The sequence below is a fragment of the Pseudomonas fluorescens Q2-87 genome, from assembly GCF_000281895.1.
GTDB lineage: Bacteria > Pseudomonadota > Gammaproteobacteria > Pseudomonadales > Pseudomonadaceae > Aquipseudomonas > Aquipseudomonas fluorescens_S.
This window is the reverse complement of sequence record NZ_CM001558.1, coordinates 5,148,459-5,171,345: the sequence shown is the minus strand read 5'-3', so window position 1 is coordinate 5,171,345 and position 22,887 is coordinate 5,148,459. Positions and strand designations below refer to the sequence as shown.

Genomic DNA, 22,887 nt, shown 5'->3' with positions numbered 1-22,887 from the left:
CCTTAATGTAATTTCGCCCATACTCCGCAGTCTATTGGTGCACCTGCCTTCCAATACTGCGGAGTTGTCATGCTGATCAAGACCCCCAAGACGTCCGACTGCCGTGAATCGGACGTCACGCCAGAATCCCTTTACCTCTCCCGTCGTCAAATGCTGGGCGCCACCATGGCCGGCCTCGCCGTGAGCAGCTTGCCACAATGGGCCAATGCTGCCGATGCGGCGCGTTATGCCGATGTCGAGCCGGGCAAGGCGCCGTCCTGGTTTGCCGAGAAGCTGCCTTCTACCCGATGGGGAGCAGTGACCGTCAAGGACGAGTCCATTACCCCGTTCAAGGACGCCACTCATTACAACAACTTTTATGAGTTCGGCACCGACAAGGGTGATCCGGCAGCCAATGCCGGATCTTTGAAAACCGAGCCTTGGAGTGTGGTCGTGGACGGGGAGGTGGGTAAGCCGGGGCGCTATGGGTTGGAAGACTTCATGAAGCCTTATCAGATGGAGGAGCGGATTTACCGACTGCGCTGTGTCGAGGCCTGGTCGATGGTCATTCCCTGGATCGGTTTTCCAATCTCCGCATTGCTCAAACAAGTCGAGCCGACTTCCAAGGCTAAGTACATTCGCTTCGAAACCTTGCAGGATCCCAAGGTCATGCCTGGGCAGCGCTCCGGTTTCGCCTTGATCGATTGGCCTTATGTCGAGGGCTTGCGGTTGGATGAAGCGATGAATCCGTTGGCGATTCTGGCGGTAGGCATGTACGGGCGGGAGCTGGCTAACCAGAACGGCGCGCCGTTGCGGCTGGTGGTGCCGTGGAAGTACGGTTTCAAAAGCGTGAAGTCCATTGTGCGCATCAGCTTGGTCAGCGAGCAGCCGAAGACCACCTGGCAGAGTATTGCGTCCGATGAATACGGCTTCTATGCCAACGTCAATCCCACGGTCGATCACCCACGCTGGACCCAAGCCCATGAGCGGCGTCTGCCGAGTGGCCTGTTCAGTCCCAATGTGCGCGATACGCTGATGTTCAACGGCTATCAAGATGAAGTGGCGTCTTTATATGCAGGGATGGACCTGAGGAAGGATTACTGATGCGTTTTCCAGCGTGGCGGATCAGCGTTTTCGTTGCGGCGGCGCTCTGGCCGCTGCTCTGGCTCTACGAGGCGTTAGTGAACTCGTTGGGTCCCGACCCGGGCAAGGTGCTGGTGGATCGGCTCGGGCTGGGAACGCTGGTGTTGCTATTGATTACGTTGAGCATGACGCCCTTGCAGAAATTGACGGGGTGGGCGGGGTGGATTGCCGTCAGACGGCAGCTGGGGTTGTGGTGTTTTGCCTACGTGGTGATGCATCTGAGTGGATATGCGGCTTTTATCTTGGGCTTCGACTGGTCGCAGTTGGGTGTCGAACTCAGCAAGCGGCCTTACATTATTGTCGGGGCGGTTGGGTTCCTCGGTTTGTTGGCTCTGGCGGTTACCTCCAATCGCTACAGTCAGCGGCGTCTTGGTGTGCGCTGGAAGAAGCTGCACCGCGTGGTTTATCTGATTCTGGGGCTTGGGTTGCTGCATATGCTCTGGATTGTTCGGGCGGATCTGAAGGAATGGTCGATCTACGCCTTTATAGGGGCCGTTCTGTTGATGCTCAGGATCCCACCGCTTATGCGCCGAATCCCGCGTTTGTTGGGGCGGAAGGTCTCGACTGCAACAAAAGCGTAATTAAGGGTTGACGGTAAAATTCAGACGTCTATAATTCGCCCCACTTCCGGCGCAGTCGAAACGGAAAACTCCTTGATATTCAATGAATTAAGTAGGTTTCGAAGGTGCAGGGCTTCAGTTCATCGAGGTCCGGAAGGAGTTGATGGGGCGGTGTTGTAAGGCTCTGTTGACGGTTCGATCTTCTCGGTCGAAAGCGGTGAAAAAGAGGTGTTGACAGCAGCGAGTAACGCTGTAGAATTCGCCTCCCGCTAACGAGAGATCGGAAGCGCAAGTGGTTGAAGTTGTTGATGTTTCCGAAGCGAAACTTTGAAAACTTCTGAAAATAACCGCTTGACAGCAACACCAGGCGCTGTAGAATGCGCGCCTCGGTTGAGACGAAAGAATCAACCCACCGCTCTTTAACAACTGAATCAAGCAATTCGTGTGGGTGCTTGTGGAGTCAGACTGCTAGTCAACAGATTATCAGCATCACAAGTTACTCCGCGAGAAATCAAAGATGTAACCAACGATTGCTGAGCCAAGTTAGGGTTTCTCAAACCAAAGATGTTTGAACTGAAGAGTTTGATCATGGCTCAGATTGAACGCTGGCGGCAGGCCTAACACATGCAAGTCGAGCGGTAGAGAGGTGCTTGCACCTCTTGAGAGCGGCGGACGGGTGAGTAATGCCTAGGAATCTGCCTGGTAGTGGGGGATAACGCTCGGAAACGGACGCTAATACCGCATACGTCCTACGGGAGAAAGCAGGGGACCTTCGGGCCTTGCGCTATCAGATGAGCCTAGGTCGGATTAGCTAGTTGGTGGGGTAATGGCTCACCAAGGCGACGATCCGTAACTGGTCTGAGAGGATGATCAGTCACACTGGAACTGAGACACGGTCCAGACTCCTACGGGAGGCAGCAGTGGGGAATATTGGACAATGGGCGAAAGCCTGATCCAGCCATGCCGCGTGTGTGAAGAAGGTCTTCGGATTGTAAAGCACTTTAAGTTGGGAGGAAGGGCATTAACCTAATACGTTAGTGTTTTGACGTTACCGACAGAATAAGCACCGGCTAACTCTGTGCCAGCAGCCGCGGTAATACAGAGGGTGCAAGCGTTAATCGGAATTACTGGGCGTAAAGCGCGCGTAGGTGGTTCGTTAAGTTGGATGTGAAATCCCCGGGCTCAACCTGGGAACTGCATTCAAAACTGTCGAGCTAGAGTATGGTAGAGGGTGGTGGAATTTCCTGTGTAGCGGTGAAATGCGTAGATATAGGAAGGAACACCAGTGGCGAAGGCGACCACCTGGACTGATACTGACACTGAGGTGCGAAAGCGTGGGGAGCAAACAGGATTAGATACCCTGGTAGTCCACGCCGTAAACGATGTCAACTAGCCGTTGGGAGCCTTGAGCTCTTAGTGGCGCAGCTAACGCATTAAGTTGACCGCCTGGGGAGTACGGCCGCAAGGTTAAAACTCAAATGAATTGACGGGGGCCCGCACAAGCGGTGGAGCATGTGGTTTAATTCGAAGCAACGCGAAGAACCTTACCAGGCCTTGACATCCAATGAACTTTCCAGAGATGGATGGGTGCCTTCGGGAACATTGAGACAGGTGCTGCATGGCTGTCGTCAGCTCGTGTCGTGAGATGTTGGGTTAAGTCCCGTAACGAGCGCAACCCTTGTCCTTAGTTACCAGCACGTTATGGTGGGCACTCTAAGGAGACTGCCGGTGACAAACCGGAGGAAGGTGGGGATGACGTCAAGTCATCATGGCCCTTACGGCCTGGGCTACACACGTGCTACAATGGTCGGTACAGAGGGTTGCCAAGCCGCGAGGTGGAGCTAATCCCACAAAACCGATCGTAGTCCGGATCGCAGTCTGCAACTCGACTGCGTGAAGTCGGAATCGCTAGTAATCGCGAATCAGAATGTCGCGGTGAATACGTTCCCGGGCCTTGTACACACCGCCCGTCACACCATGGGAGTGGGTTGCACCAGAAGTAGCTAGTCTAACCTTCGGGAGGACGGTTACCACGGTGTGATTCATGACTGGGGTGAAGTCGTAACAAGGTAGCCGTAGGGGAACCTGCGGCTGGATCACCTCCTTAATCGACGACCGCAGCTGCTTCATGAGCTCCCACACGAATTGCTTGATTCATTGAAGAAGACGATAGAAGCAGCTTTAAGCTCCAAGCTGATAGCTCACGCTAACAGTTACAAGCTCGAAATTGGGTCTGTAGCTCAGTTGGTTAGAGCGCACCCCTGATAAGGGTGAGGTCGGCAGTTCGAATCTGCCCAGACCCACCAATTTTGTTATGGGGCCATAGCTCAGCTGGGAGAGCGCCTGCCTTGCACGCAGGAGGTCAGCGGTTCGATCCCGCTTGGCTCCACCATAAACTGCTTCTGAAAGCTTAGAAATGAGCATTCCATCACGGTGATGATGAATGTTGATTTCTAGTCTTTGACTAGTTCGTTCTTTAAAAATTTGGGTATGTGATAGAAAGATAGACTGGACGTTACTTTCACTGGTAACGGATCAGGCTAAGGTAAAATTTGTGAGTTCTCTTAGTTGAGAAATTCGAATTTTCGGCGAATGTCGTCTTCATAGTATAACCAGATTGCTTGGGGTTATATGGTCAAGTGAAGAAGCGCATACGGTGGATGCCTTGGCAGTCAGAGGCGATGAAAGACGTGGTAGCCTGCGAAAAGCTTCGGGGAGTCGGCAAACAGACTTTGATCCGGAGATGTCTGAATGGGGGAACCCAGCCATCATAAGATGGTTATCTTGTACTGAATACATAGGTGCAAGAGGCGAACCAGGGGAACTGAAACATCTAAGTACCCTGAGGAAAAGAAATCAACCGAGATTCCCTTAGTAGTGGCGAGCGAACGGGGACTAGCCCTTAAGCTTCTTTGATTTTAGCGGAACGCTCTGGAAAGTGCGGCCATAGTGGGTGATAGCCCTGTACGCGAAAGGATCTTAGAAGTGAAATCGAGTAGGACGGAGCACGAGAAACTTTGTCTGAATATGGGGGGACCATCCTCCAAGGCTAAATACTACTGACTGACCGATAGTGAACTAGTACCGTGAGGGAAAGGCGAAAAGAACCCCGGAGAGGGGAGTGAAATAGATCCTGAAACCGTATGCGTACAAGCAGTGGGAGCCCACTTTGTTGGGTGACTGCGTACCTTTTGTATAATGGGTCAGCGACTTATTTTCAGTGGCGAGCTTAACCGAATAGGGGAGGCGTAGCGAAAGCGAGTCTTAATAGGGCGTCTAGTCGCTGGGAATAGACCCGAAACCGGGCGATCTATCCATGGGCAGGTTGAAGGTTGGGTAACACTAACTGGAGGACCGAACCGACTACCGTTGAAAAGTTAGCGGATGACCTGTGGATCGGAGTGAAAGGCTAATCAAGCTCGGAGATAGCTGGTTCTCCTCGAAAGCTATTTAGGTAGCGCCTCATGTATCACTGTAGGGGGTAGAGCACTGTTTCGGCTAGGGGGTCATCCCGACTTACCAAACCGATGCAAACTCCGAATACCTACAAGTGCCGAGCATGGGAGACACACGGCGGGTGCTAACGTCCGTCGTGAAAAGGGAAACAACCCAGACCGTCAGCTAAGGTCCCAAAGTTATGGTTAAGTGGGAAACGATGTGGGAAGGCTTAGACAGCTAGGAGGTTGGCTTAGAAGCAGCCACCCTTTAAAGAAAGCGTAATAGCTCACTAGTCGAGTCGGCCTGCGCGGAAGATGTAACGGGGCTCAAACCATACACCGAAGCTACGGGTATCACTTAGGTGATGCGGTAGAGGAGCGTTCTGTAAGCCTGTGAAGGTGAGTTGAGAAGCTTGCTGGAGGTATCAGAAGTGCGAATGCTGACATGAGTAACGACAATGGGTGTGAAAAACACCCACGCCGAAAGACCAAGGTTTCCTGCGCAACGTTAATCGACGCAGGGTTAGTCGGTCCCTAAGGCGAGGCTGAAAAGCGTAGTCGATGGAAAACAGGTTAATATTCCTGTACTTCTGGTTATTGCGATGGAGGGACGGAGAAGGCTAGGCCAGCTTGGCGTTGGTTGTCCAAGTTTAAGGTGGTAGGCTGGAATCTTAGGTAAATCCGGGATTCTAAGGCCGAGAGCTGATGACGAGTTACCCTTTGGGTGACGAAGTGGTTGATGCCATGCTTCCAAGAAAAGCTTCTAAGCTTCAGGTAACCAGGAACCGTACCCCAAACCGACACAGGTGGTTGGGTAGAGAATACCAAGGCGCTTGAGAGAACTCGGGTGAAGGAACTAGGCAAAATGGCACCGTAACTTCGGGAGAAGGTGCGCCGGTGAGGGTGAAGCACTTGCTGCGTAAGCCCACGCCGGTCGAAGATACCAGGCCGCTGCGACTGTTTATTAAAAACACAGCACTCTGCAAACACGAAAGTGGACGTATAGGGTGTGACGCCTGCCCGGTGCCGGAAGGTTAATTGATGGGGTTAGCTAACGCGAAGCTCTTGATCGAAGCCCCGGTAAACGGCGGCCGTAACTATAACGGTCCTAAGGTAGCGAAATTCCTTGTCGGGTAAGTTCCGACCTGCACGAATGGCGTAACGATGGCGGCGCTGTCTCCACCCGAGACTCAGTGAAATTGAAATCGCTGTGAAGATGCAGTGTATCCGCGGCTAGACGGAAAGACCCCGTGAACCTTTACTATAGCTTTGCACTGGACTTTGAATTTGCTTGTGTAGGATAGGTGGGAGGCTTTGAAGCGTGGACGCCAGTTCGCGTGGAGCCATCCTTGAAATACCACCCTGGCAACTTTGAGGTTCTAACTCAGGTCCGTTATCCGGATCGAGGACAGTGTATGGTGGGTAGTTTGACTGGGGCGGTCTCCTCCTAAAGAGTAACGGAGGAGTACGAAGGTGCGCTCAGACCGGTCGGAAATCGGTCGTAGAGTATAAAGGCAAAAGCGCGCTTGACTGCGAGACAGACACGTCGAGCAGGTACGAAAGTAGGTCTTAGTGATCCGGTGGTTCTGTATGGAAGGGCCATCGCTCAACGGATAAAAGGTACTCCGGGGATAACAGGCTGATACCGCCCAAGAGTTCATATCGACGGCGGTGTTTGGCACCTCGATGTCGGCTCATCACATCCTGGGGCTGAAGCCGGTCCCAAGGGTATGGCTGTTCGCCATTTAAAGTGGTACGCGAGCTGGGTTTAGAACGTCGTGAGACAGTTCGGTCCCTATCTGCCGTGGACGTTTGAGATTTGAGAGGGGCTGCTCCTAGTACGAGAGGACCGGAGTGGACGAACCTCTGGTGTTCCGGTTGTCACGCCAGTGGCATTGCCGGGTAGCTATGTTCGGGAAAGATAACCGCTGAAAGCATCTAAGCGGGAAACTTGCCTCAAGATGAGATCTCACTGGGACCTTGAGTCCCCTGAAGGGCCGTCGAAGACTACGACGTTGATAGGCAGGGTGTGTAAGCGCTGTGAGGCGTTGAGCTAACCTGTACTAATTGCCCGTGAGGCTTGACCATATAACACCCAAGCAATTTGCTTGCTTCGAGCTGAAAAGCGAACGAGCACCAGATTGCGGTGTGTGAAGACGAAACGAACCGAAAGTTCGAACGTCACAAAACACCGAAAAGCTATCACATACCCATTCGCTGGAACGTGACCGCAAGGCACGCGCTGGCTACCGAATTTCTTGACGACCATAGAGCATTGGAACCACCTGATCCCATCCCGAACTCAGCAGTGAAACGATGCATCGCCGATGGTAGTGTGGGGTTTCCCCATGTGAGAGTAGGTCATCGTCAAGATTAAATTCCGAAACCCCTATCTGCTGACGCAGGTAGGGGTTTTGTTTTGCACGTAATAAAAGTCTTGGAAAGCTCGGAATAAATTTGCACAGTTATTTTCGAGCCTGAGCACTAGAATAGCCCCACCTTAGCTGAGCCAGAGCTCTTTATGCCCGATCCGTCAGACACTGAGAGGTTGTCAGATCTACCCCTGGAGGATCTGGTAGCGTGCCATGAATGCGACTTCTTGATGAAAAAACCGCAATTGGCCCATGGCGAAAAAGCCGAGTGCCCCCGTTGTGGATATGAACTTTATGCTCACCGACACAATGTGGTCGAACGCAGTCTTGCCTTGGTGATCGCCGCGCTGCTGTTATATGTGCCGGCCAACTTTTTACCCATCATGCAACTCAATCTGCTCGGGCAGTCTGCGCAGGATACCGTTTGGAGTGGCGTGGTCGGCCTGTTCGACACGGGCATGCAAGGCATATCGATGGTGGTGTTCCTATGCAGCATGGGTATTCCGCTGCTCAAGTTGCTTTGCCAGTTGGTTGTGCTGCTGACCATCCGCTTGAATGTTGGTCGTGGCTACGGGTTGTTGCTGTATCGCATTTATCACCACTTACGCGACTGGGGCATGCTTGAGGTCTACCTCATGGGCGTACTGGTGGCCATCGTCAAGCTGGCAGACATGGCAGCTATTACCGTAGGCCTTGGCCTGGTGTGTTTCATCAGTCTGTTGCTGGTCCAGGTCTGGCTGGAGGTGGTGATGTCACCGCATCAGATCTGGCAAGCGTTATCAGGAGAAGATGCCCATGCGGGCGATTGATGCAGGGATACTGATCTGTACTGAATGCCATGAATTGAATCGGCAGGATGCCGAGGCCGACAACCAGACCTGTACTCGTTGCGGCGCACGGGTTCATCCCCGTCGCCCAAACAGCCTGATGCGGACCTGGGCCTTATTGCTCACTGCCGCGATCCTTTATATCCCGGCCAATTTGTTGCCGATCATGACGATCAACTCGCTGGGCCAAGGAGCCCCGAGCACTATCATGGCCGGCGTCATCGAGCTGGTGCATCACGGCATGATTCCTATCGCCGCCGTGGTATTCATCGCCAGTATCGTGGTCCCCACCTTTAAATTGGTCGGTATCGCCTTGTTGCTGTTTTCCGTGCAGCGGCACCAGCCCATGTCGGCCCGGCAACGCATCCTGATGTACCGCTTCATCGAGTTCATCGGCCGCTGGTCGATGCTGGATATTTTCGTGATCGCCATTCTGGTGGCCGTCGTGAATTTTGGCCGGCTCGCCAGTGTCGAAGCCGGTCTCGGCGCGATTGCCTTTGCCAGCGTAGTGATTTTGACAATGATTGCCGCAGTAACTTTCGATCCCCGACTGATTTGGGATAACACGGAGTCGGATGACGACCATGACTGATTTGCCTACCGCTAAAACCCGACCGGCTTCGAACTGGTCGGCCATCTGGATCTTGCCGCTGATAGCATTGATCATCGGCGGCTGGCTCGGCTGGCGCGCCTATAACGACACCGGCATCGAAATCAATGTGCGCTTTGAGAGTGGCGAAGGCATTCAGGTCAACAAGACTGAAGTCGTCTACAAAGGCATGTCAGTCGGCAAAGTGAAGACCTTGACCCTCGATGACGAAGGCAGCTCGAAAGGCGTGATCGTGACCATCGAGATGAACAAGGACGTCGAGCAGTACCTGAAGACCGGAACACGTTTCTGGCTGGTCAAGCCGAGCGTGACCCTGGCCGGGATTACTGGTCTGGAAACCTTGGTATCAGGTAACTACGTCGCCATCAGCCCTGGTGAAGGAGAGTCGACACGTAAATTCAAGGCGTTGGTCGAAGAGCCTCCATTGTCCGACACCAAACCGGGTTTGCACCTGACCATCAAGGCTGACCGGTTGGGCTCGTTGAATCGTGGCAGCCCGGTGTTCTACAAACAAATCCAGGTCGGCCAAGTAAAGAGTTATTTGCTGTCCGAAGACCAGAGCAAAGTTGAGATCAAGGTTTTCATCGAACCGACTTATGCCAGCCTGGTGCGCAAGCACACGCGTTTCTGGAACGCCAGCGGCATCAGCATCGATGCCAACCTGTCGGGCGTCAAGGTACGCAGTGAAAGCCTGGCCAGCATCGTCGCCGGGGGGATCGCCTTCGCTACGCCTGAGAACCGCAAGGACAGTCCGCCCACGGATCCGAGCCTGCCGTTTCGCCTCTACGAAGATTTTGATGCCGCCGCAGCGGGTATCCGGGTGAAGGTCAAGCTCAGCGATTTCGAGGGCTTGCAGGCTGGCCGCACGCCGGTGATGTACAAAGGCATCGAGGTCGGCAGCCTGAAGACCCTCAAAGTCGATCCGGACCTGTCCAGCGCCACCGCCGAGTTGACGCTGGACCCGTTGGCCGAAGACTACCTGGTGACTGGCACTCAGTTCTGGGTCGTCAAGCCATCGATCTCCCTGGCAGGGATTACCGGCCTGGAAGCGTTGGTCAAGGGTAACTACATTGCTGTGCGACCGGGTGACAAGGGCGGCGCGCCGCAGCGCGAATTCGAAGCCCGGGCGAAAGCGCCACCGCTGGACTTGCGTTCACCGGGACTGCACTTGGTGTTGCTCACCGAAAACCTCGGATCGCTGGAGGTCGGCAGCCCGATCCTCTACAAGCAGGTGAAGGTCGGATCGGTACAGAGCTATCAATTCTCCCGCAAGAAAAAGCAGTTGATCATTGGTGTGCACATCGAGAAGGAATACGAAGGGCTGGTCAACGGCTCGACACGGTTCTGGAACGCCAGCGGCATTACCCTCACCGGCGGTTTGACGGGCGGGATACAGGTCAAGAGTGAGTCCCTGCAAAGCCTGATGGCCGGGGGGATTTCCTTCGAGACACCGGAACCCAATGTGCCGCTCAAAAGACGCATCCCACGGTTCCGGCTGTTTGCAGACCATGAAGCCGCGCAACAGCGGGGCACCGAGGTAACGATCAAGGTTGACCGTGCCGACGGCCTGCGCATCGGTACGCCGATTCGTTTCAAGGGGCTGGACGTGGGCAAGATCGAGAATGTGGATCTCAGTGCCGATATGCAATCGGTGCTGCTCACCGCGCGGATCACCGAAGTGCCGGAGCGTATCGCCCGGACCGGTACGCAGTTTTGGGTGGTCAAGCCTGAGTTGGGCTTGATGAAGACGTCCAACCTGGAAACGCTGGTGACAGGCCAATACATTGAGGTGCAGCCTTCTGCAAAAAGCGTTGGGCCGCAAAAAAGCTTCGTCGCGCTGGCCAATCCACCGGAAAGCGTCGTACCTGAAGCCGGCCTGAGCCTGGTGTTGAGTGCGGCCCGTCGCGGTTCGTTGAAAACCGGCGTGCCGGTGACCTATCGCGAGATCACGGTGGGCAAAGTCACCGGTTATGAATTGGGCCAGACGGCGGATCGCGTGCTGATCCATATCCTGATCGAACCCAAATATGCGCCACTGGTCCGTAGCGGCACGCGGTTCTGGAACAGCAGCGGCTTTGGCCTGGACTTCGGTTTGTTCAAGGGCGCGACGGTGCGGACCGAGTCGCTGGAGACATTGGTACAGGGCGGCATTGCGTTCGCGACACCGGACGGCGAGAAGATGGGTAACCCGGCGCGACCGGAGCAGACCTTCCCGCTGTTCGATAAGTTTGAAGATGAATGGCTGTCCTGGGCGCCGAAGATCAGTCTCGGCAAATAACAAGCTCGGCGTTGTCTGTGTTGACGCCATCGCGAGCAAGCTCGCCCCCATTGGAGGGGCGGTGGATCTCGATGCCGTAAACACCGCACCCCCCCTGCGTGAGCGAGTTTGCTCGCGATATGAAAAAGGCCGCGATCCAATGGATCGCGGCCTTTTTCATATCCGGATAATCACATCACACCGGATCCAGCTCCGGCTCATCGGCCTGTACATTCACCGTGGCCTTCACGGCATCGTGGCGACGGATGTATTTCCAGTCCGCTTCGTCGATATAGATACCGTTCGGGCCGCTGCCGCCCTCCAGGTCGATGGCGACACTGGCGCACACTTGCGGCTTAACGCTGGCCAGGATCGGCACGAAGCCCAACTGCAAGCTGGTTTCCAGCAGCGCTGCCTGGTTCTTCTCATCGATGTCCGCTGCTTCGTCCAAGTAGTACGGCAGGCGCACGCGACCAGCTTGTTCACGGTCCATCAAGTGCAGCAACAAGTACATGTTGGTCAGCGCCTTGATAGTCATGGTGGTGCCGTTGGATGCCGCGCCGTCGATGTCGGTGTGGATCACCGGCTGGCCGTTGACCTTAGTGATCTCGAACGCCAGCTCGAACAGGTCCTTGAGCCCGAGTTGGTTGTGGTTAGCGGCCACCAGGCGCGCGAGGTATTCCTTGGCCTCTTCGTTCTTGTTGTCCTGCTCGGCGCTCTGGCTGAGGTCGAACACTGACAGGGTCTCGCCTTCCTCGTACTGGCCGGCGCTGTGGATGATCTGGTCGATGTGCTTGAGCGCTTCCTTGTTCGGCGCCAGCACGATCCGGAAGCTCTGCAGGTTGGACACCTGGCGCTTGTTGATCTCGCGGTTGAACAGCGCCAGTTGGTGTTCGAGGCTGTCGTAGTCGCTGCGGATGTTGCGCAGGGTACGGGCGATATCGGTCACGGCCGCACGGCGCGCCTTGCCCAGGGTCAGGGCCTCGTCGGTGCGGTGGGCATAGGCGTTGATCAGCAATTGCAGGCGCCGCTCCATGTCGTCTTCGCTGTCGAACTTGGCCACGCCCTTGAGACGTACTTGGGCATACAGCGCTTCGATCTGGCCGTCGACCCGCAACAGACCTTGCCAGCTGTCCTGATAGTCGTTGAGCAGCGGCAGCAGGTTGTCCATGGAGTCGTCGACCGGGTCCATGAACGGCGTGCCGAACGGCAGGTCCGCCGGCAGCAATTGACGGCGGCGCAGGGCGTCGTCGAGGGTGCGCTGCTTGGCTTCCATGTCGGCGATCTGCCGGCCCACCAGTTGCAACTTGGCGGACAACTGCTGGACGCGCTCGGTGAAGGCGTCGCTGGAACGCTTGAGTTCGTCCTGGGCCGCTTCCATCTGCGCCAGCTGTTCAAGCTTCTCGCCTTCTTCGGCGCTCAGGGTCTGGGTCCGGCGGAAATCTTCCAGGGCTTTTTGCGCGTCCAGGACCTGTTGATACAACGCTTCGGTCTGGGTCTTGCTCGCTGCACGGTCGGCCGCCACGGCTTGTTGGGTTTTGAGCTGCTTGAGTTCTTTTTCCAGGCGTTCTTTCTGGTCACGCAACGCCGCGCGGTCGGCCAGGGCTTGCAGGGCTGGCGGTTCGATGTGGGACAGGTCGATGGACAGGCCCGGCACTTCGAAACGTTCACCCTTGAAGCCGTCGAGGATCACTTCCATGGATTTGACCCACTCGCCGTTCTCGTCCAGCGCGATGCCGTGTTCGCCCAGCGGCAGGCTGAAAAGGGCACTGTTGAACAGGCGCATCAGGCGCTCGACGTCCTGCTGCGAGAACTCTTCCCGCAGGCGGGCGTAGCTGTTGTTGTCGGCGTGATCGAGTTGCTGCTTGACCGATTTCAGGCGTTTTTCCAGATCCCGCAGGCGCTCTTCCAAATCTTCGGCGCTGAACTGCCGCGACTGGGCCAGGGCGCCGGCCAGTTCATCGTGGGCGTCCTTGGCGGCGAGCAACTGCTGCTCCAAGACCTTGACGTCATCCACCAGGGCGAAGCGGTTCTTGAGCACCGACAATTCGCCGATCCAGCGCTGGATGCCGCTGATCTCCCGCTCCAAGCGCATCAGCTCCTGAGTGCCGCCGCGTTGGTCGTTCTGCAGCGAATCCTGTTCGTTGCGGTAATGTTCGGCCTGGATCGTCAGCTCTTCCTTGCGCGCGCTGGCATAGTCCGACCAAGTGCCCAGCAACGAGTCGAGCAAGGGGGAGAGGCGATGCAGTTTGCCGCGCAAAATGTCGCGCTGCTTCACGCCATTGGCCAGGGCTTCGACCAACGGGCCGGCCGCTACCAGGGAGTTGTAGTCCTGCTCCATGCGTCGTACATCGCGGAAGGCTTCTTCGCACGCGGCGATGTAATCCACGCTACCGGAACGCAGGCTGTGTTCGAACGCGTCGAGGAACAGTTGCTTGAGCTTGGCCGCTGTGATTTCGCGCATGTGCAGCAGGTTGATGAACAGCGCGCGGAAGGTCTTTAGGCTTTGCTCGCTGGTGGAACGCAGCGGGATCAGCGTCAGGTCCAGTGGGATCGATGTGTGCCCACCCACCAGCAGGCGCCGCAGTTCATCCGGTTTGAGTTCGTAGGCCTTGAGGCCTTCGCGCTCCAGGTTGGTGAACAGCTCTTTCTGACGCAGGCAGGTGTCGTCTTTCTGGTAGTGAGCCAGGTCCAGCTTGCCGGCGTAGGCAAAAAACTGATGACCGAAACCGCCGCCAGGGCCGCGACCGACCACGCCGATCACGTGCGGGCCGTGGGGCAGGGCGACTTCCACCAGGATGTAGCTGGTGTCCGAGGCAAAGTAGAAACGCCGGGACTGCTCCAGGCTGTACTTGCCGAAGCTCATGTCCGACATGCGCGCCAGGATCGGGAACTGCAGGGCGTTGATCGAAGCGGATTTGCCGAGGTTGTTCGCGCCGTACACCGACAACGGTTCTTCCAGCGGGAACAGGCCGAGGCTGTAGCCGGCGGTGTTCAATAGGGCAAAGCGGCGGATGCCGTAGCGTTCCTTGCTCATGCGTCGGTCTCCTGTTCTTCGGCAATGGCGCGGGCCAGTGCGTCGTCTTCGCTTTCTTCGCCGTCAAAGGGGCTCAGGTCGAGCGGATCGTCGGTCTGTAGCAGTTTTTCGTCGCTGTCCTCGTCGATCAATACCGGCGCGGGCAATGGCAGCACGCTGTGCAGGCTGGCCGCCAGGTCGCGATCCTGCTGGACCGACAGGCAGACATCGAGGAAACGGTGCATCGGTGGCAGGAAGCGGTAGATGCCGTTTTCTTCGCCGGCAAAGCCCAGTTGGGTCATGCGGCGCATGATTTTTTCTTCCAGCTCTTCCTGGGTCTGCACTTCGGCCTGGATGAACAGGTCGCGGTACTTCTCCAGCAGCGAAGGCAATTCATCGCGGCCCAGGCTGCCGCCGTCGAGCACGGCGATCGGGTCGCGGCCCTGGTCGGCCAGATGTTCGACCAGGATGAAGGTGAACAGGGCCAGGCGCTGGGCGGTCTTGTTCACTGCCGCGGCGGCCAGGTCCGGCACGAAGTAATAGAAGCCACGGGTGTCGCACACCAGTTCGAAGCCCAGGGCCTTGAACAGCGTGCGGTACTGGTCCTGGAAGTTGGACAGTTGCGCGTACAGCTCCGGGTCGCGGCGGCTGACGTGGTAGCCCTTGAACAGCTCGCGAAAGATCGGCGCCAGCTGGGACAGTTCGGATAGATCAAGATGCATGGGGAATGCTCGCAGAATCCTCGGCGGCGGTGTCGCGGGCCGAGAGCAGGGCGAAGGAGCGCAGGCTGACCTGATGCTCGTGAGTGTGGTAATCGCGGCGTTCCAGACGCTCGCGCTTGAAACGTTTTTCCCGCGACAGGCGCGAGAACCAATACAGCAATTCGTCGGTGGCGCCGTCCGGCTCCTGCTCCAGCAGCCAGGTCATCAGGTCCGGCATCGGCAAGGCGTCTTCGCAGCGCTCGACCATCTCGCGCACGGTGCGTGGCGCACGCGGTGCCTCGCCGCCCTTGTGGGTCTTGTGGGACTTGGGGAAGCGTGCCGGTTTCGGTTCGAAACGAGCCAAGGCATAGACATAAGCTTCGACCTGGCTCGCACTGCCCAGGAAGGTACTTTGCGGCCGGGTGAACAGCGGCATGGCGGCTTGCGGCACGGCATCGATGCCTTTGCGGCGAATGGCAGACAGGGCCAGAGCCGCGCCACGGGTCACGGCGTTATGGCGGCGAGCCTCTTCACGCAATGGCAGCAGCAGTTCCCGGGCGTGACGCAGCGTCAACTGGGCGCTGGTCTGCATTTCAAGGATGCGCGCGTGGGTGCGCAGCAGCATGTCGTCGTCCACCAGGTGGCCGAGGCGCTGCTGTTCGGTGAGCATGCGCAACAGCACGTTCTCGACTTTGCGCACGCCTTGCTCGAACGCCCCGTCGGCGTTCACCAGTTGAATCATCGGCTCGACATATTCGTCCCAGGTCGCCAGTACTTCGGCGTAGCGCTGGCGCAACGGGATCTGCCGGTCGCTGGTCTTGGCGCGTTCGGCCACGGCCACCAAGGCCTGCTCGTCGTTGGCGAGTTTCTTGAGAACATCGCGCACGCGCATGTCCAGCAGGCGCAGCTGGCGGGCCAGGTCGTTGCCGTCGCGCACGTCGAAAGCGTCCTGGATGTAGCCGGCCAGGCGCTCGAGGTGGCGCAGGTAGGCTTCGATTTCCAGGCACAGGCCCAGGCGGTGTTCGCGGCGCAGGTAGGCGAGGAAATCATGGATCTGGGCGTTGAGCTCGAAGCGGTTCGGGCTTTTCGCCACCGGCACGAGAATGTCCAGGCGGATCCACACGTCCAGCAGGCTGGTGATGTCCTGGGGCGTGCTGTCCAGTTGTTGGGCGGCCAGCTGTGAACGCAATTCGTTGAGGCTCAGGGTGCCCTGGTCGAAGTGCTCGCACAAAGGTTCCAGCAATGCCCAGTGTTCAGCGAGGGCGCGCAAGACGCGCTTGGGTTCGATCATCGCAATGGCCGTCGGGTTGGCAATTAAAAGCGGCGATTGTACTGCATCGGGCCGGTTGCGATTCACCCCTGAGACGGACTGTCGTTCGGATCGAGCAACTATTGATGCAACAGGGAAGCGATCTGCGTCGAAGGGCGGTAGAATCCCACCACTTTCCGTCATCCACAAGTGGCCGACCCTTGCTTATCGAGTCCCGTCGCCGCGCCTATCTGACCGCCATGCAGGTGGTCAATTGGCTGCCGCGCACCGAATTGCCGTTCGCCGCCCCGTCGCGGCCCGAGCTGCTGGAAGCGCCCGAGCCCGAGTACATCGCGCCGGTCGTGATCGCGCCTGAGGCCAAGACGGTTGCCGAGCCAGTGGCACCTGCCGTCGAACGGCCGAAAATCGAGGTGCCGCGTCCGAGCCTGGCCTCGACCCGCACCAACGCCAAGCCGGTTGAGGCGGTCGATGACACCCCGGCCCCAGCCAAGGCACCCTACGTCGCACCGCCGCGCTTCGCCCTTCAGTTGCTGCGGGCGGGGCGTTGCCTGTTACTCGTCGAGCTGCCCACGGGCGAACCCTTCCAGAGCCGCGATCCGGCATACCTGCTGCTCAAGGACATGCTCCGCGCCGCCGGCTTGCCCGATGCGCCACAGATCATTGGCGAACCGGTGCGCTGGCCGCTGTTGTCCCGCGGGACCATGGACCAGGGACCGGAAGCAGCACGGGATTTCGTCCAGGGTTTTGTCTCGGCGCGGCTCGAAGATGAGCCGTGTGTATGCCTCTGGCTGATCGGCCTGCCGGCGGTGAAGTTTGCCGGCGAGGCGGATGCCGAAGCGTTCAATCGCGAATTGCAGGTCGAAGGCCTGGGCTCGGCCTGGGCGTTGCCCGGGCTGGAACTGTTAATGGAAACGCCACAGCGCAAGGCTGATGTCTGGCAAGCCATGCGCCGGCTGATGGCGCGCTGGAAAGAATCGAATGAGTGACGCTGTATCGTTCCGCCCGATGACCGAGGCGGACCTCGACGCTGTGCTGAAAATCGAATACGCGGCCTACAGCCATCCGTGGACGCGAGGCATATTTCTCGATGGGTTGGGCAAGTATCAGATCTGGCTGATGTTCGAAGGCCAGCAGCAAGTGGGCCACGGTGTGGTGCAGATCATCCTGGATGAAGCCCACCTGCTCAACATCACCGTCAAGCCGGAAAACCAAGGCCGTGGCCTGGGCTTGTGCCTGCTGGAGCACCTCATGTGCATCGCCTATAAGGCTGAGGCCCGGGAGTGCTTCCTGGAAGTGCGCGACAGCAATCGCACGGCGTTCCGGCTGTACGAGCGCTATGGCTTCAACGAGATCGGCCGGCGCCGGGATTATTACCCGGCGGTCGGTGGGCGTGAGGACGCGGTGGTCATGGCCTGCACCCTCGTTGATTGAGGCGGCTGCGAGCCCGCAACACAACTTCCTATCCACAGCAGATCCAATGTGGGAGCGAGCTTGCTCGCGAAAGCGTTGGTTCAGCTTGCATCGATGTTGAACGTACCGCCGCCTTCGCGAGCAAGCTCGCTCCCACAGGGGATCTGTGGCGTACGTGACCTTCGCGTTCAGCCGCTAAGCAGTGCCTGAGCTGCTCCGATCAACGCTTGCCATCCAGCGGATCGATGTCCGCCATTTCCGCCTCATCCAGCCCGTCGCCGCCGCCGATATCATTTTCACCTACCACGCTCAGGTCCCAGTCGGCCTGTTCGTCCTCGCCGGCTTCGTGGGCGTCGCGGGCGCCGTCGTCGCGGATCAGGGTTTCGGGGCTCAGGTCGTCGTCGGTCGGCTGATGATCATCCGTGGACGCGCCGGTCATGCCTGCTTCGCGGACCCGTTCACCCGGCATCAGTTTTTCCCGTTCGTCTTCCGGCAATTCGTCGCCGATTTTCGCGCTGGGCTGGTCCTCGTCGAATTCCAGTTCGTGCATCGAGCCCATGCGGTCTTCGTTGTCGTCGATGGGTTCCGGTTGCGCCGCATCGAAAGGACGTCGTGAATCATTCATGGCAATTCCTCATACTGTGGGCCTTACTGTTGTCGACCGGCAGGGCAGCCAGGAATTCCAATGCATTGTCGACGTGACCTGGACGGAGGGTCGTCTGTCACAGTTGCGCACTCTCTATCGAGGCTGGACAGCATGAACGAATTACAAGATCTGATTGATAACAACGCGCGCTGGGCCGATGCGATCAAGCAGGAGGATCCTGACTTCTTCGCCAAGCTGGCTCGTCAGCAAACCCCGGAATACTTGTGGATCGGTTGTTCCGATGCGCGGGTGCCGGCCAACGAGATCGTCGGTATGCTGCCGGGCGATCTGTTTGTGCACCGCAACGTAGCCAACGTGGTGCTGCACACCGACCTCAACTGCCTCTCGGTGATCCAGTACGCCGTGGATGTGCTCAAGGTCAAACACATCCTGGTCACCGGTCACTACGGCTGTGGCGGTGTGCGCGCCTCGATGCAAGACCGCCAACTGGGCCTGATCGACGGCTGGTTGCGCTCCATTCGCGACCTGTACTACGAGCATCGCGAGGCATTGGGCCAGTTGCCGACCGAAGAGGAACGTGTGGATCGCTTGTGCGAACTCAACGTGATCCAGCAGGTGGCGAACGTCGGCCATACCAGCATCGTCCAGAATGCCTGGCATCGCGGCCAGAAACTGTCGATCCATGGCTGCATCTACGGCATCAAGGACGGACGCTGGAAAAGCCTGGACACCACGATCAGCGGTTTTGAACAGCTGCCGCCGCAGTATCGGCTGCGTCCGGTCGGCGCGCCCTGAGTCCAAGTAGCCAGGCGCGATGACATTTATCCAGGGCGACGGCTTTTCCCATCTGAAATGAAACCGCGAATCGATGGGTGCCTCCTCGCATCAGCACCGGCTGGCGCGGTGAGGCACCCGTCGGTTTACACCGCTTCAGCCGGTAACGGCATCGGCACTTTCAATTGCGGCAGCTGCGACTTGATCGCGGGTGTCTCGCATGTCTTGGTCGCTTCCTCTGGCGTCAGCTTGCGAACCGAGGTGTAGAACAGCTCGCAGGTTTTCTCCTTCTGCGTGACCTGCCAGGTCTGCGTGCACTGGTTCAACAACGTGGTCGGATCGGTGCCGGGCTTGCTGCCCATGCCCGCTTGCCAGCACGCAGCGCTGAGGTCCTGGCCCATGACTTTCAGGCCTGCGGCATCCGCCTTGGCTTCGTCACCGTCGTAGTTTTCCTTGTCCGCGGCGTACCAGATATAGCTCGGGTGGTTGGAGCCCAGCACCGGCACCTTGACCCCTGGTGTCGGCGTGATGGTCGCCAGGCCGAGCACGCCCACGGTCTGGCCGTACTGGGTCTTGATCCAATTGCGCACTGGGGCGCCGAAGGCCACCATCGGTAGCGCGGTCCCGCTGGTGCCCTGGGTGACTTGCTTGACCATGGTGGTCTGGTAATCGTTGAAGTAGCCGTAGAGCCCCTCCAGCGTCTGGCCAGCATTGGACGGCGCCGCGATAGGTGCGATGTCGATGATGGTCTGGTAGGCCGGCGTCTGGTCAGCGGCAATGCCGTTGATGGTCAGCAGCGTGGCCCAGCGGTCAGTGGTAGCCGATTCCAGATAATCCTGAGCCTGGGTCAGGGAGTAATCCGGCGGGAAGTGCAGCAGTTCGACGCTCTTGCGGTTTTCCAGCGCCATGCCCAGCGGCAGGAACAAATACCAGTTATAGGACCATTTCTTGTCGCTGTTGAGCTTGCTGGCCCCGTTGTACGCCAAATCCCCAGCATTGAGCAGCGCGGTCAGCGGTTGGCCGTAGCTCTTGGGCACGCCGCTGAAGTGGGCATGAATAACGCCTTTTTTGTTTTTGACGCTGACCTTGGCCGCGCTGTAGCCGTCGCGCTGGACGCTTTGGGTCAGGTAATGCTCGACAGTCTGTTCCAGGGTCCAGTTGCGAAAGCAAATGACGTTGCAGTTGTTGGGGAAGGCGAAGAGGCGGGTGACGCGTTCAGTGCTGCCAAGTTGCACGTCGATGTCGGCGGCGTTGGCGGCGGCACTGAAGGCTAGGGCGGCAAGTGAAAATACGGCAAGTCTGGACATGCTCAGATCCTTTTCAGCGTGTGGACCCCTCGAAACAGGGTGTCTCCATACTGAAACAGACCGAGGCGAAGAAGAAGTGGGCCGATGAAAATATCGGCCCTGTTTATGGCTTTATGGCATCACTGGCGGCAAATAACTCAATGTCGTCCCCAGCGCCCACAGCAGCAACAGCACCAGCGGCGTGTGGACCAGCAACTGTACGAAGGAAAACCCGATCAGATCCCTGGCCTTCAGCCCCAGCACACCCAGCAACGGGAGCATGTAGAACGGGTTGATGAGGTTCGGCAGCGCTTCGGCGGCGTTGTAGATCTGCACGGCCCAGCCCAGGTGATAGTTCAGGTCATTGGCCACCTGCATGACATAGGGCGCCTCGATAATCCATTTGCCACCGCCCGAGGGAATGAAGAAGCCCAGTACCGCCGAATAGACGCCCATCAACAACGCGTAGGTGTCGTGGGAGGCGATCTGTACGAAAAAGGTCGAGATGTGGTGGGCCAGTGTCTGGGCGTCGCTGCCCTTCACGGTGGTCAGCAGGGCGGCGATCGAGCCGTACAGCGGAAACTGGATCAGGACGCCGGTGGTGGTCGGCACCGCCCGGGAGACGGCGTCGAGGAAACTACGCGGGCGCCAGTGCAACAATGCACCGAGCATCAGGAACAGGAAATTGTACGTGTTGAGCCCGGAGATGGCGCTGATCGCGGGTTTCGTCGAAAACTCATGGAACAGCCAGCCGGCTGCCAACAGCACCAGGGCAATGGTCAGCAGCGGGCTGTGCTCCAGCCATTCCCCTGGACGGGTGCGTGGCTGCAACGCCGGCATGCTGAAGCTCGGGTCGATGCCGCAGGCGGCGGCATCGCGGGCGCTGTTCGGCCCAGGGGCGGTGGCATAGGCGACAATCAACGAGATCACGATCAGCGCCAGTAACATCACCCCGGACTGCCAGAGGAAAATGGTCTGGGTGAAAGGAATGACGCCGGTGATCGACAGGATCGAAGGCGGCAGGCTCGCCGGGTTGGCCTGCAATTGCGCCGCTGACGAGGACAGCCCCAGGGCCCACACCGCGCCGAGGCCCAGATAGGCGGCGGCACCGGCGGCGCGATAGTCCATCTTCAGATCGGTACGCCGGGCGAGGGCGCGTACCAGCAAGCCGCCGAACACCAGCGACAGGCCCCAATTGAGCAGTGATGCGACCATGGAAATCAACGCCACCCAGGCCACCGCGGAGCGGCCGTTCTTGGGAATGCGTGCCAGACGATCGATCAACCTGACGGCCGGTGGCGAGCTGGCGACCACGTATCCGCCGATCACCACGAAGGCCATTTGCATGGTGAACGGGATCAGGCTCCAGAAACCGTCGCCGAATGCCATGGCGGCGGCCGTGGGCGTGGCGCCGATCAATTGCGTCGCCAGCGCGACGACCAGCACCGCCAGTGCGGCGAAAACCCAGGAATCGGGGAACCAGCGCTCGGCGAAACTGGAGCAGCGCAAGGCGAAGCGAGCGGAACGGCTGTCTTCTATGTCGGTGGTCACGGCAATTACCTCGTTTTTATGGTTATGGGTATTCGTGGCGGCATGGCTTCGGCGGCCCAGTGCCAACAATAGGTCAAACCACTGACCATGGCAGGTTGATCAGGGTTCGAGGGTGCCGCCGATTATTTTTCAGGTTCGGCCCGCCATGCTCTTTAGAAAAAAATCGCCGGGCCGATGGCTAAGAGACACGCCACATTTCTCTCCTGCCTTCGGAGCATGCCCCATGTTCAACAACCGCTTGAAGCAGGAGCTGTCGGCTCTTCGCCAAGAACTGTCCAGCCTCATGCAAGTAAAAGAAAGCCTGGACCGCGAGATGCTGGCCGTTACGCTGGATGCCGAGGGGCGGATACAAACGGTCAACCAGAATTTCCTGGACACTATGCACTACAAGAGCCAGGACCTGATCGGTCGGACCTTGGAAGAGTTTGTTCCTGGCTACTTGAAAACCAACGAATTCCAGATTCGTTTCAAGTCGGCGATCAGCCGTGGCGAGCATTTTTCCGGTGCCGTGCGGCTGTTGCGAGGCAATGGCCAGGAAGCCTGGCTACGCTCAGTCCTTCAGCCGGTACGGAACGCTGACGGGCGGATCCGCTACTTTTCGATGTACTCCAATGACCTGACCCGCACCATCGAGGCCTCTCGCGAGCATGAAAACCTCATCGGCGCGTTGGTGCGTTCAACGGCAGTGATCGAGTTCGACTTGAGCGGTCACGTGCTGACGGCCAATGACCGCTTCCTCCAGGCCATGGGTTATAGCCTGGCGCAGATCAAGGGCAAGCACCACCGCACATTCTGTGAGGCTGACGAGTACAACAGCCCGGCCTACCAGCAATTCTGGAAACGCCTCAACAGTGGCGAATTCGTCGCGGGTCGCTTCAAGCGCCTGGATAGCAATGGCCGTGAGGTTTGGCTGGAGGCGTCCTACAACCCTGTGGTTGATGCCAATGATCGGCTCTATAAGGTGGTCAAGTTCGCCACTAACATCACCGATCAGGTCAACCAGGAAAAGGCTGTTGCACAAGCAGCCAACATTGCCTACAGCACCTCCCTGCAAACCGATAACAGCGCACAGCGCGGCACCACGGTG

14 protein-coding genes, 2 tRNA genes, 3 rRNA genes and 1 pseudogene are annotated in these 22,887 nt (G+C 58.1%); 14 read left to right on the top strand and 6 right to left on the bottom strand.

What is annotated here, in order from left to right; genetic code table 11:
* The first annotated feature begins 69 nt into the window (after positions 1-69).
* From msrP to PFLQ2_RS05110, 10 genes are all read left to right on the top strand, one after another.
* Positions 70-1,083 carry a protein-methionine-sulfoxide reductase catalytic subunit MsrP gene (gene msrP / locus PFLQ2_RS05065; protein ID WP_003185455.1) on the top strand — a complete coding sequence of 338 codons (1,014 nt, stop codon included), beginning with the start codon at positions 70-72 and terminating at the stop codon, positions 1,081-1,083.
* Positions 1,083-1,703: a protein-methionine-sulfoxide reductase heme-binding subunit MsrQ gene (gene msrQ / locus PFLQ2_RS05070; protein WP_003185453.1), complete on the top strand. Its 621-nt coding sequence runs from the start codon at positions 1,083-1,085 to the stop codon at positions 1,701-1,703. The genes msrP and msrQ overlap by 1 nt, the downstream gene beginning before the upstream one ends.
* A gap of 549 nt (positions 1,704-2,252) precedes the next feature.
* Positions 2,253-3,789: ribosomal RNA gene (locus PFLQ2_RS05075) — 16S ribosomal RNA — on the top strand.
* 122 nt (positions 3,790-3,911) lie between these two features.
* Positions 3,912-3,988 (top strand) — tRNA-Ile (locus tag PFLQ2_RS05080).
* A gap of 10 nt (positions 3,989-3,998) precedes the next feature.
* A tRNA-Ala gene (locus PFLQ2_RS05085) sits at positions 3,999-4,074 on the top strand.
* A gap of 241 nt (positions 4,075-4,315) precedes the next feature.
* A 23S ribosomal RNA gene (locus PFLQ2_RS05090) occupies positions 4,316-7,207 on the top strand.
* A gap of 169 nt (positions 7,208-7,376) precedes the next feature.
* Positions 7,377-7,492: ribosomal RNA gene (gene rrf / locus PFLQ2_RS05095) — 5S ribosomal RNA — on the top strand.
* Together the 16S, 23S and 5S rRNA genes with 2 tRNA genes alongside form the textbook arrangement of a ribosomal RNA operon.
* Before the next feature lie 148 nt (positions 7,493-7,640).
* The gene (locus tag PFLQ2_RS05100) at positions 7,641-8,300 is read left to right on the top strand and encodes a paraquat-inducible protein A (RefSeq protein ID WP_003185451.1); all 660 of its coding nucleotides are present in this window, start codon (positions 7,641-7,643) and stop codon (positions 8,298-8,300) included.
* On the top strand, positions 8,287-8,910 hold the full coding sequence (locus tag PFLQ2_RS05105) for a paraquat-inducible protein A (protein WP_033046286.1): 624 nt from the start codon (positions 8,287-8,289) through the stop codon (positions 8,908-8,910). The genes PFLQ2_RS05100 and PFLQ2_RS05105 overlap by 14 nt, the downstream gene beginning before the upstream one ends.
* Complete coding sequence (locus PFLQ2_RS05110; RefSeq protein WP_003185445.1) at positions 8,903-11,206, top strand: PqiB family protein; 2,304 nt, start codon at positions 8,903-8,905, stop codon at positions 11,204-11,206. Before PFLQ2_RS05105 ends, PFLQ2_RS05110 begins: the two co-directional genes overlap by 8 nt.
* A gap of 175 nt (positions 11,207-11,381) precedes the next feature.
* On the opposite strand, the gene mksF is transcribed toward PFLQ2_RS05110, so the two are convergent.
* Genes mksF through mksB form a run of 3 tightly spaced genes read right to left on the bottom strand, consistent with a single transcriptional unit; the run spans position 11,382 to position 16,193 of the window.
* Positions 11,382-14,222 (bottom strand): Mks condensin complex protein MksF, encoded by a 2,841-nt coding sequence (mksF, locus tag PFLQ2_RS05115; RefSeq protein WP_003185443.1) that lies wholly within the window; start codon positions 14,220-14,222, stop codon positions 11,382-11,384.
* Complete coding sequence (mksE, locus tag PFLQ2_RS05120) at positions 14,219-14,923, bottom strand: Mks condensin complex protein MksE (RefSeq protein WP_003185441.1); 705 nt, start codon at positions 14,921-14,923, stop codon at positions 14,219-14,221. Before mksE ends, mksF begins: the two co-directional genes overlap by 4 nt.
* Positions 14,913-16,193, bottom strand: coding sequence for an Mks condensin complex protein MksB (mksB, locus tag PFLQ2_RS05125; RefSeq protein ID WP_033046284.1), 1,281 nt, complete (start codon positions 16,191-16,193; stop codon positions 14,913-14,915). Before mksB ends, mksE begins: the two co-directional genes overlap by 11 nt.
* Positions 16,194-16,372: 179 nt before the next feature.
* On the opposite strand from mksB, the gene PFLQ2_RS05130 reads away from it, so the two are divergent.
* Both PFLQ2_RS05130 and rimI read left to right on the top strand, forming a co-directional pair.
* Positions 16,373-17,158, top strand: a complete 786-nt coding sequence (locus PFLQ2_RS05130) for a hypothetical protein (RefSeq protein ID WP_003185438.1) — start codon at positions 16,373-16,375, stop codon at positions 17,156-17,158.
* Complete coding sequence (rimI, locus tag PFLQ2_RS05135; protein WP_003185436.1) at positions 17,151-17,603, top strand: ribosomal protein S18-alanine N-acetyltransferase; 453 nt, start codon at positions 17,151-17,153, stop codon at positions 17,601-17,603. Before PFLQ2_RS05130 ends, rimI begins: the two co-directional genes overlap by 8 nt.
* Positions 17,604-17,802: 199 nt before the next feature.
* Here the strand turns inward: rimI and PFLQ2_RS05140 are convergent, their stop codons facing one another.
* A complete protein-coding gene (locus tag PFLQ2_RS05140; RefSeq protein ID WP_003185434.1) occupies positions 17,803-18,207 on the bottom strand; it encodes a hypothetical protein in 405 nt (134 codons plus the stop codon).
* A 132-nt stretch (positions 18,208-18,339) separates the two neighbouring features.
* On the opposite strand from PFLQ2_RS05140, the gene can reads away from it, so the two are divergent.
* The gene (gene can / locus PFLQ2_RS05145; RefSeq protein ID WP_003185433.1) at positions 18,340-18,984 is read left to right on the top strand and encodes a carbonate dehydratase; all 645 of its coding nucleotides are present in this window, start codon (positions 18,340-18,342) and stop codon (positions 18,982-18,984) included.
* A 125-nt stretch (positions 18,985-19,109) separates the two neighbouring features.
* Here can and PFLQ2_RS05150 read toward each other — a convergent pair whose 3' ends face one another.
* Together PFLQ2_RS05150 and PFLQ2_RS05155 are read right to left on the bottom strand one after the other, a co-directional pair.
* Positions 19,110-20,270 carry a hypothetical protein gene (locus PFLQ2_RS05150; RefSeq protein WP_003185431.1) on the bottom strand — a complete coding sequence of 387 codons (1,161 nt, stop codon included), beginning with the start codon at positions 20,268-20,270 and terminating at the stop codon, positions 19,110-19,112.
* Between the two features lie 111 nt (positions 20,271-20,381).
* Entirely contained in the window at positions 20,382-21,800 is a 1,419-nt protein-coding gene (locus tag PFLQ2_RS05155) for a short-chain fatty acid transporter (RefSeq protein ID WP_003185429.1), read from the bottom strand.
* 145 nt (positions 21,801-21,945) lie between these two features.
* Here PFLQ2_RS05155 and PFLQ2_RS31085 point away from each other — a divergent pair.
* A pseudogene (locus PFLQ2_RS31085) lies at positions 21,946-22,800 on the top strand (PAS domain-containing protein); the annotation flags it as partial.
* Positions 22,801-22,887: the final 87 nt, after the last annotated feature.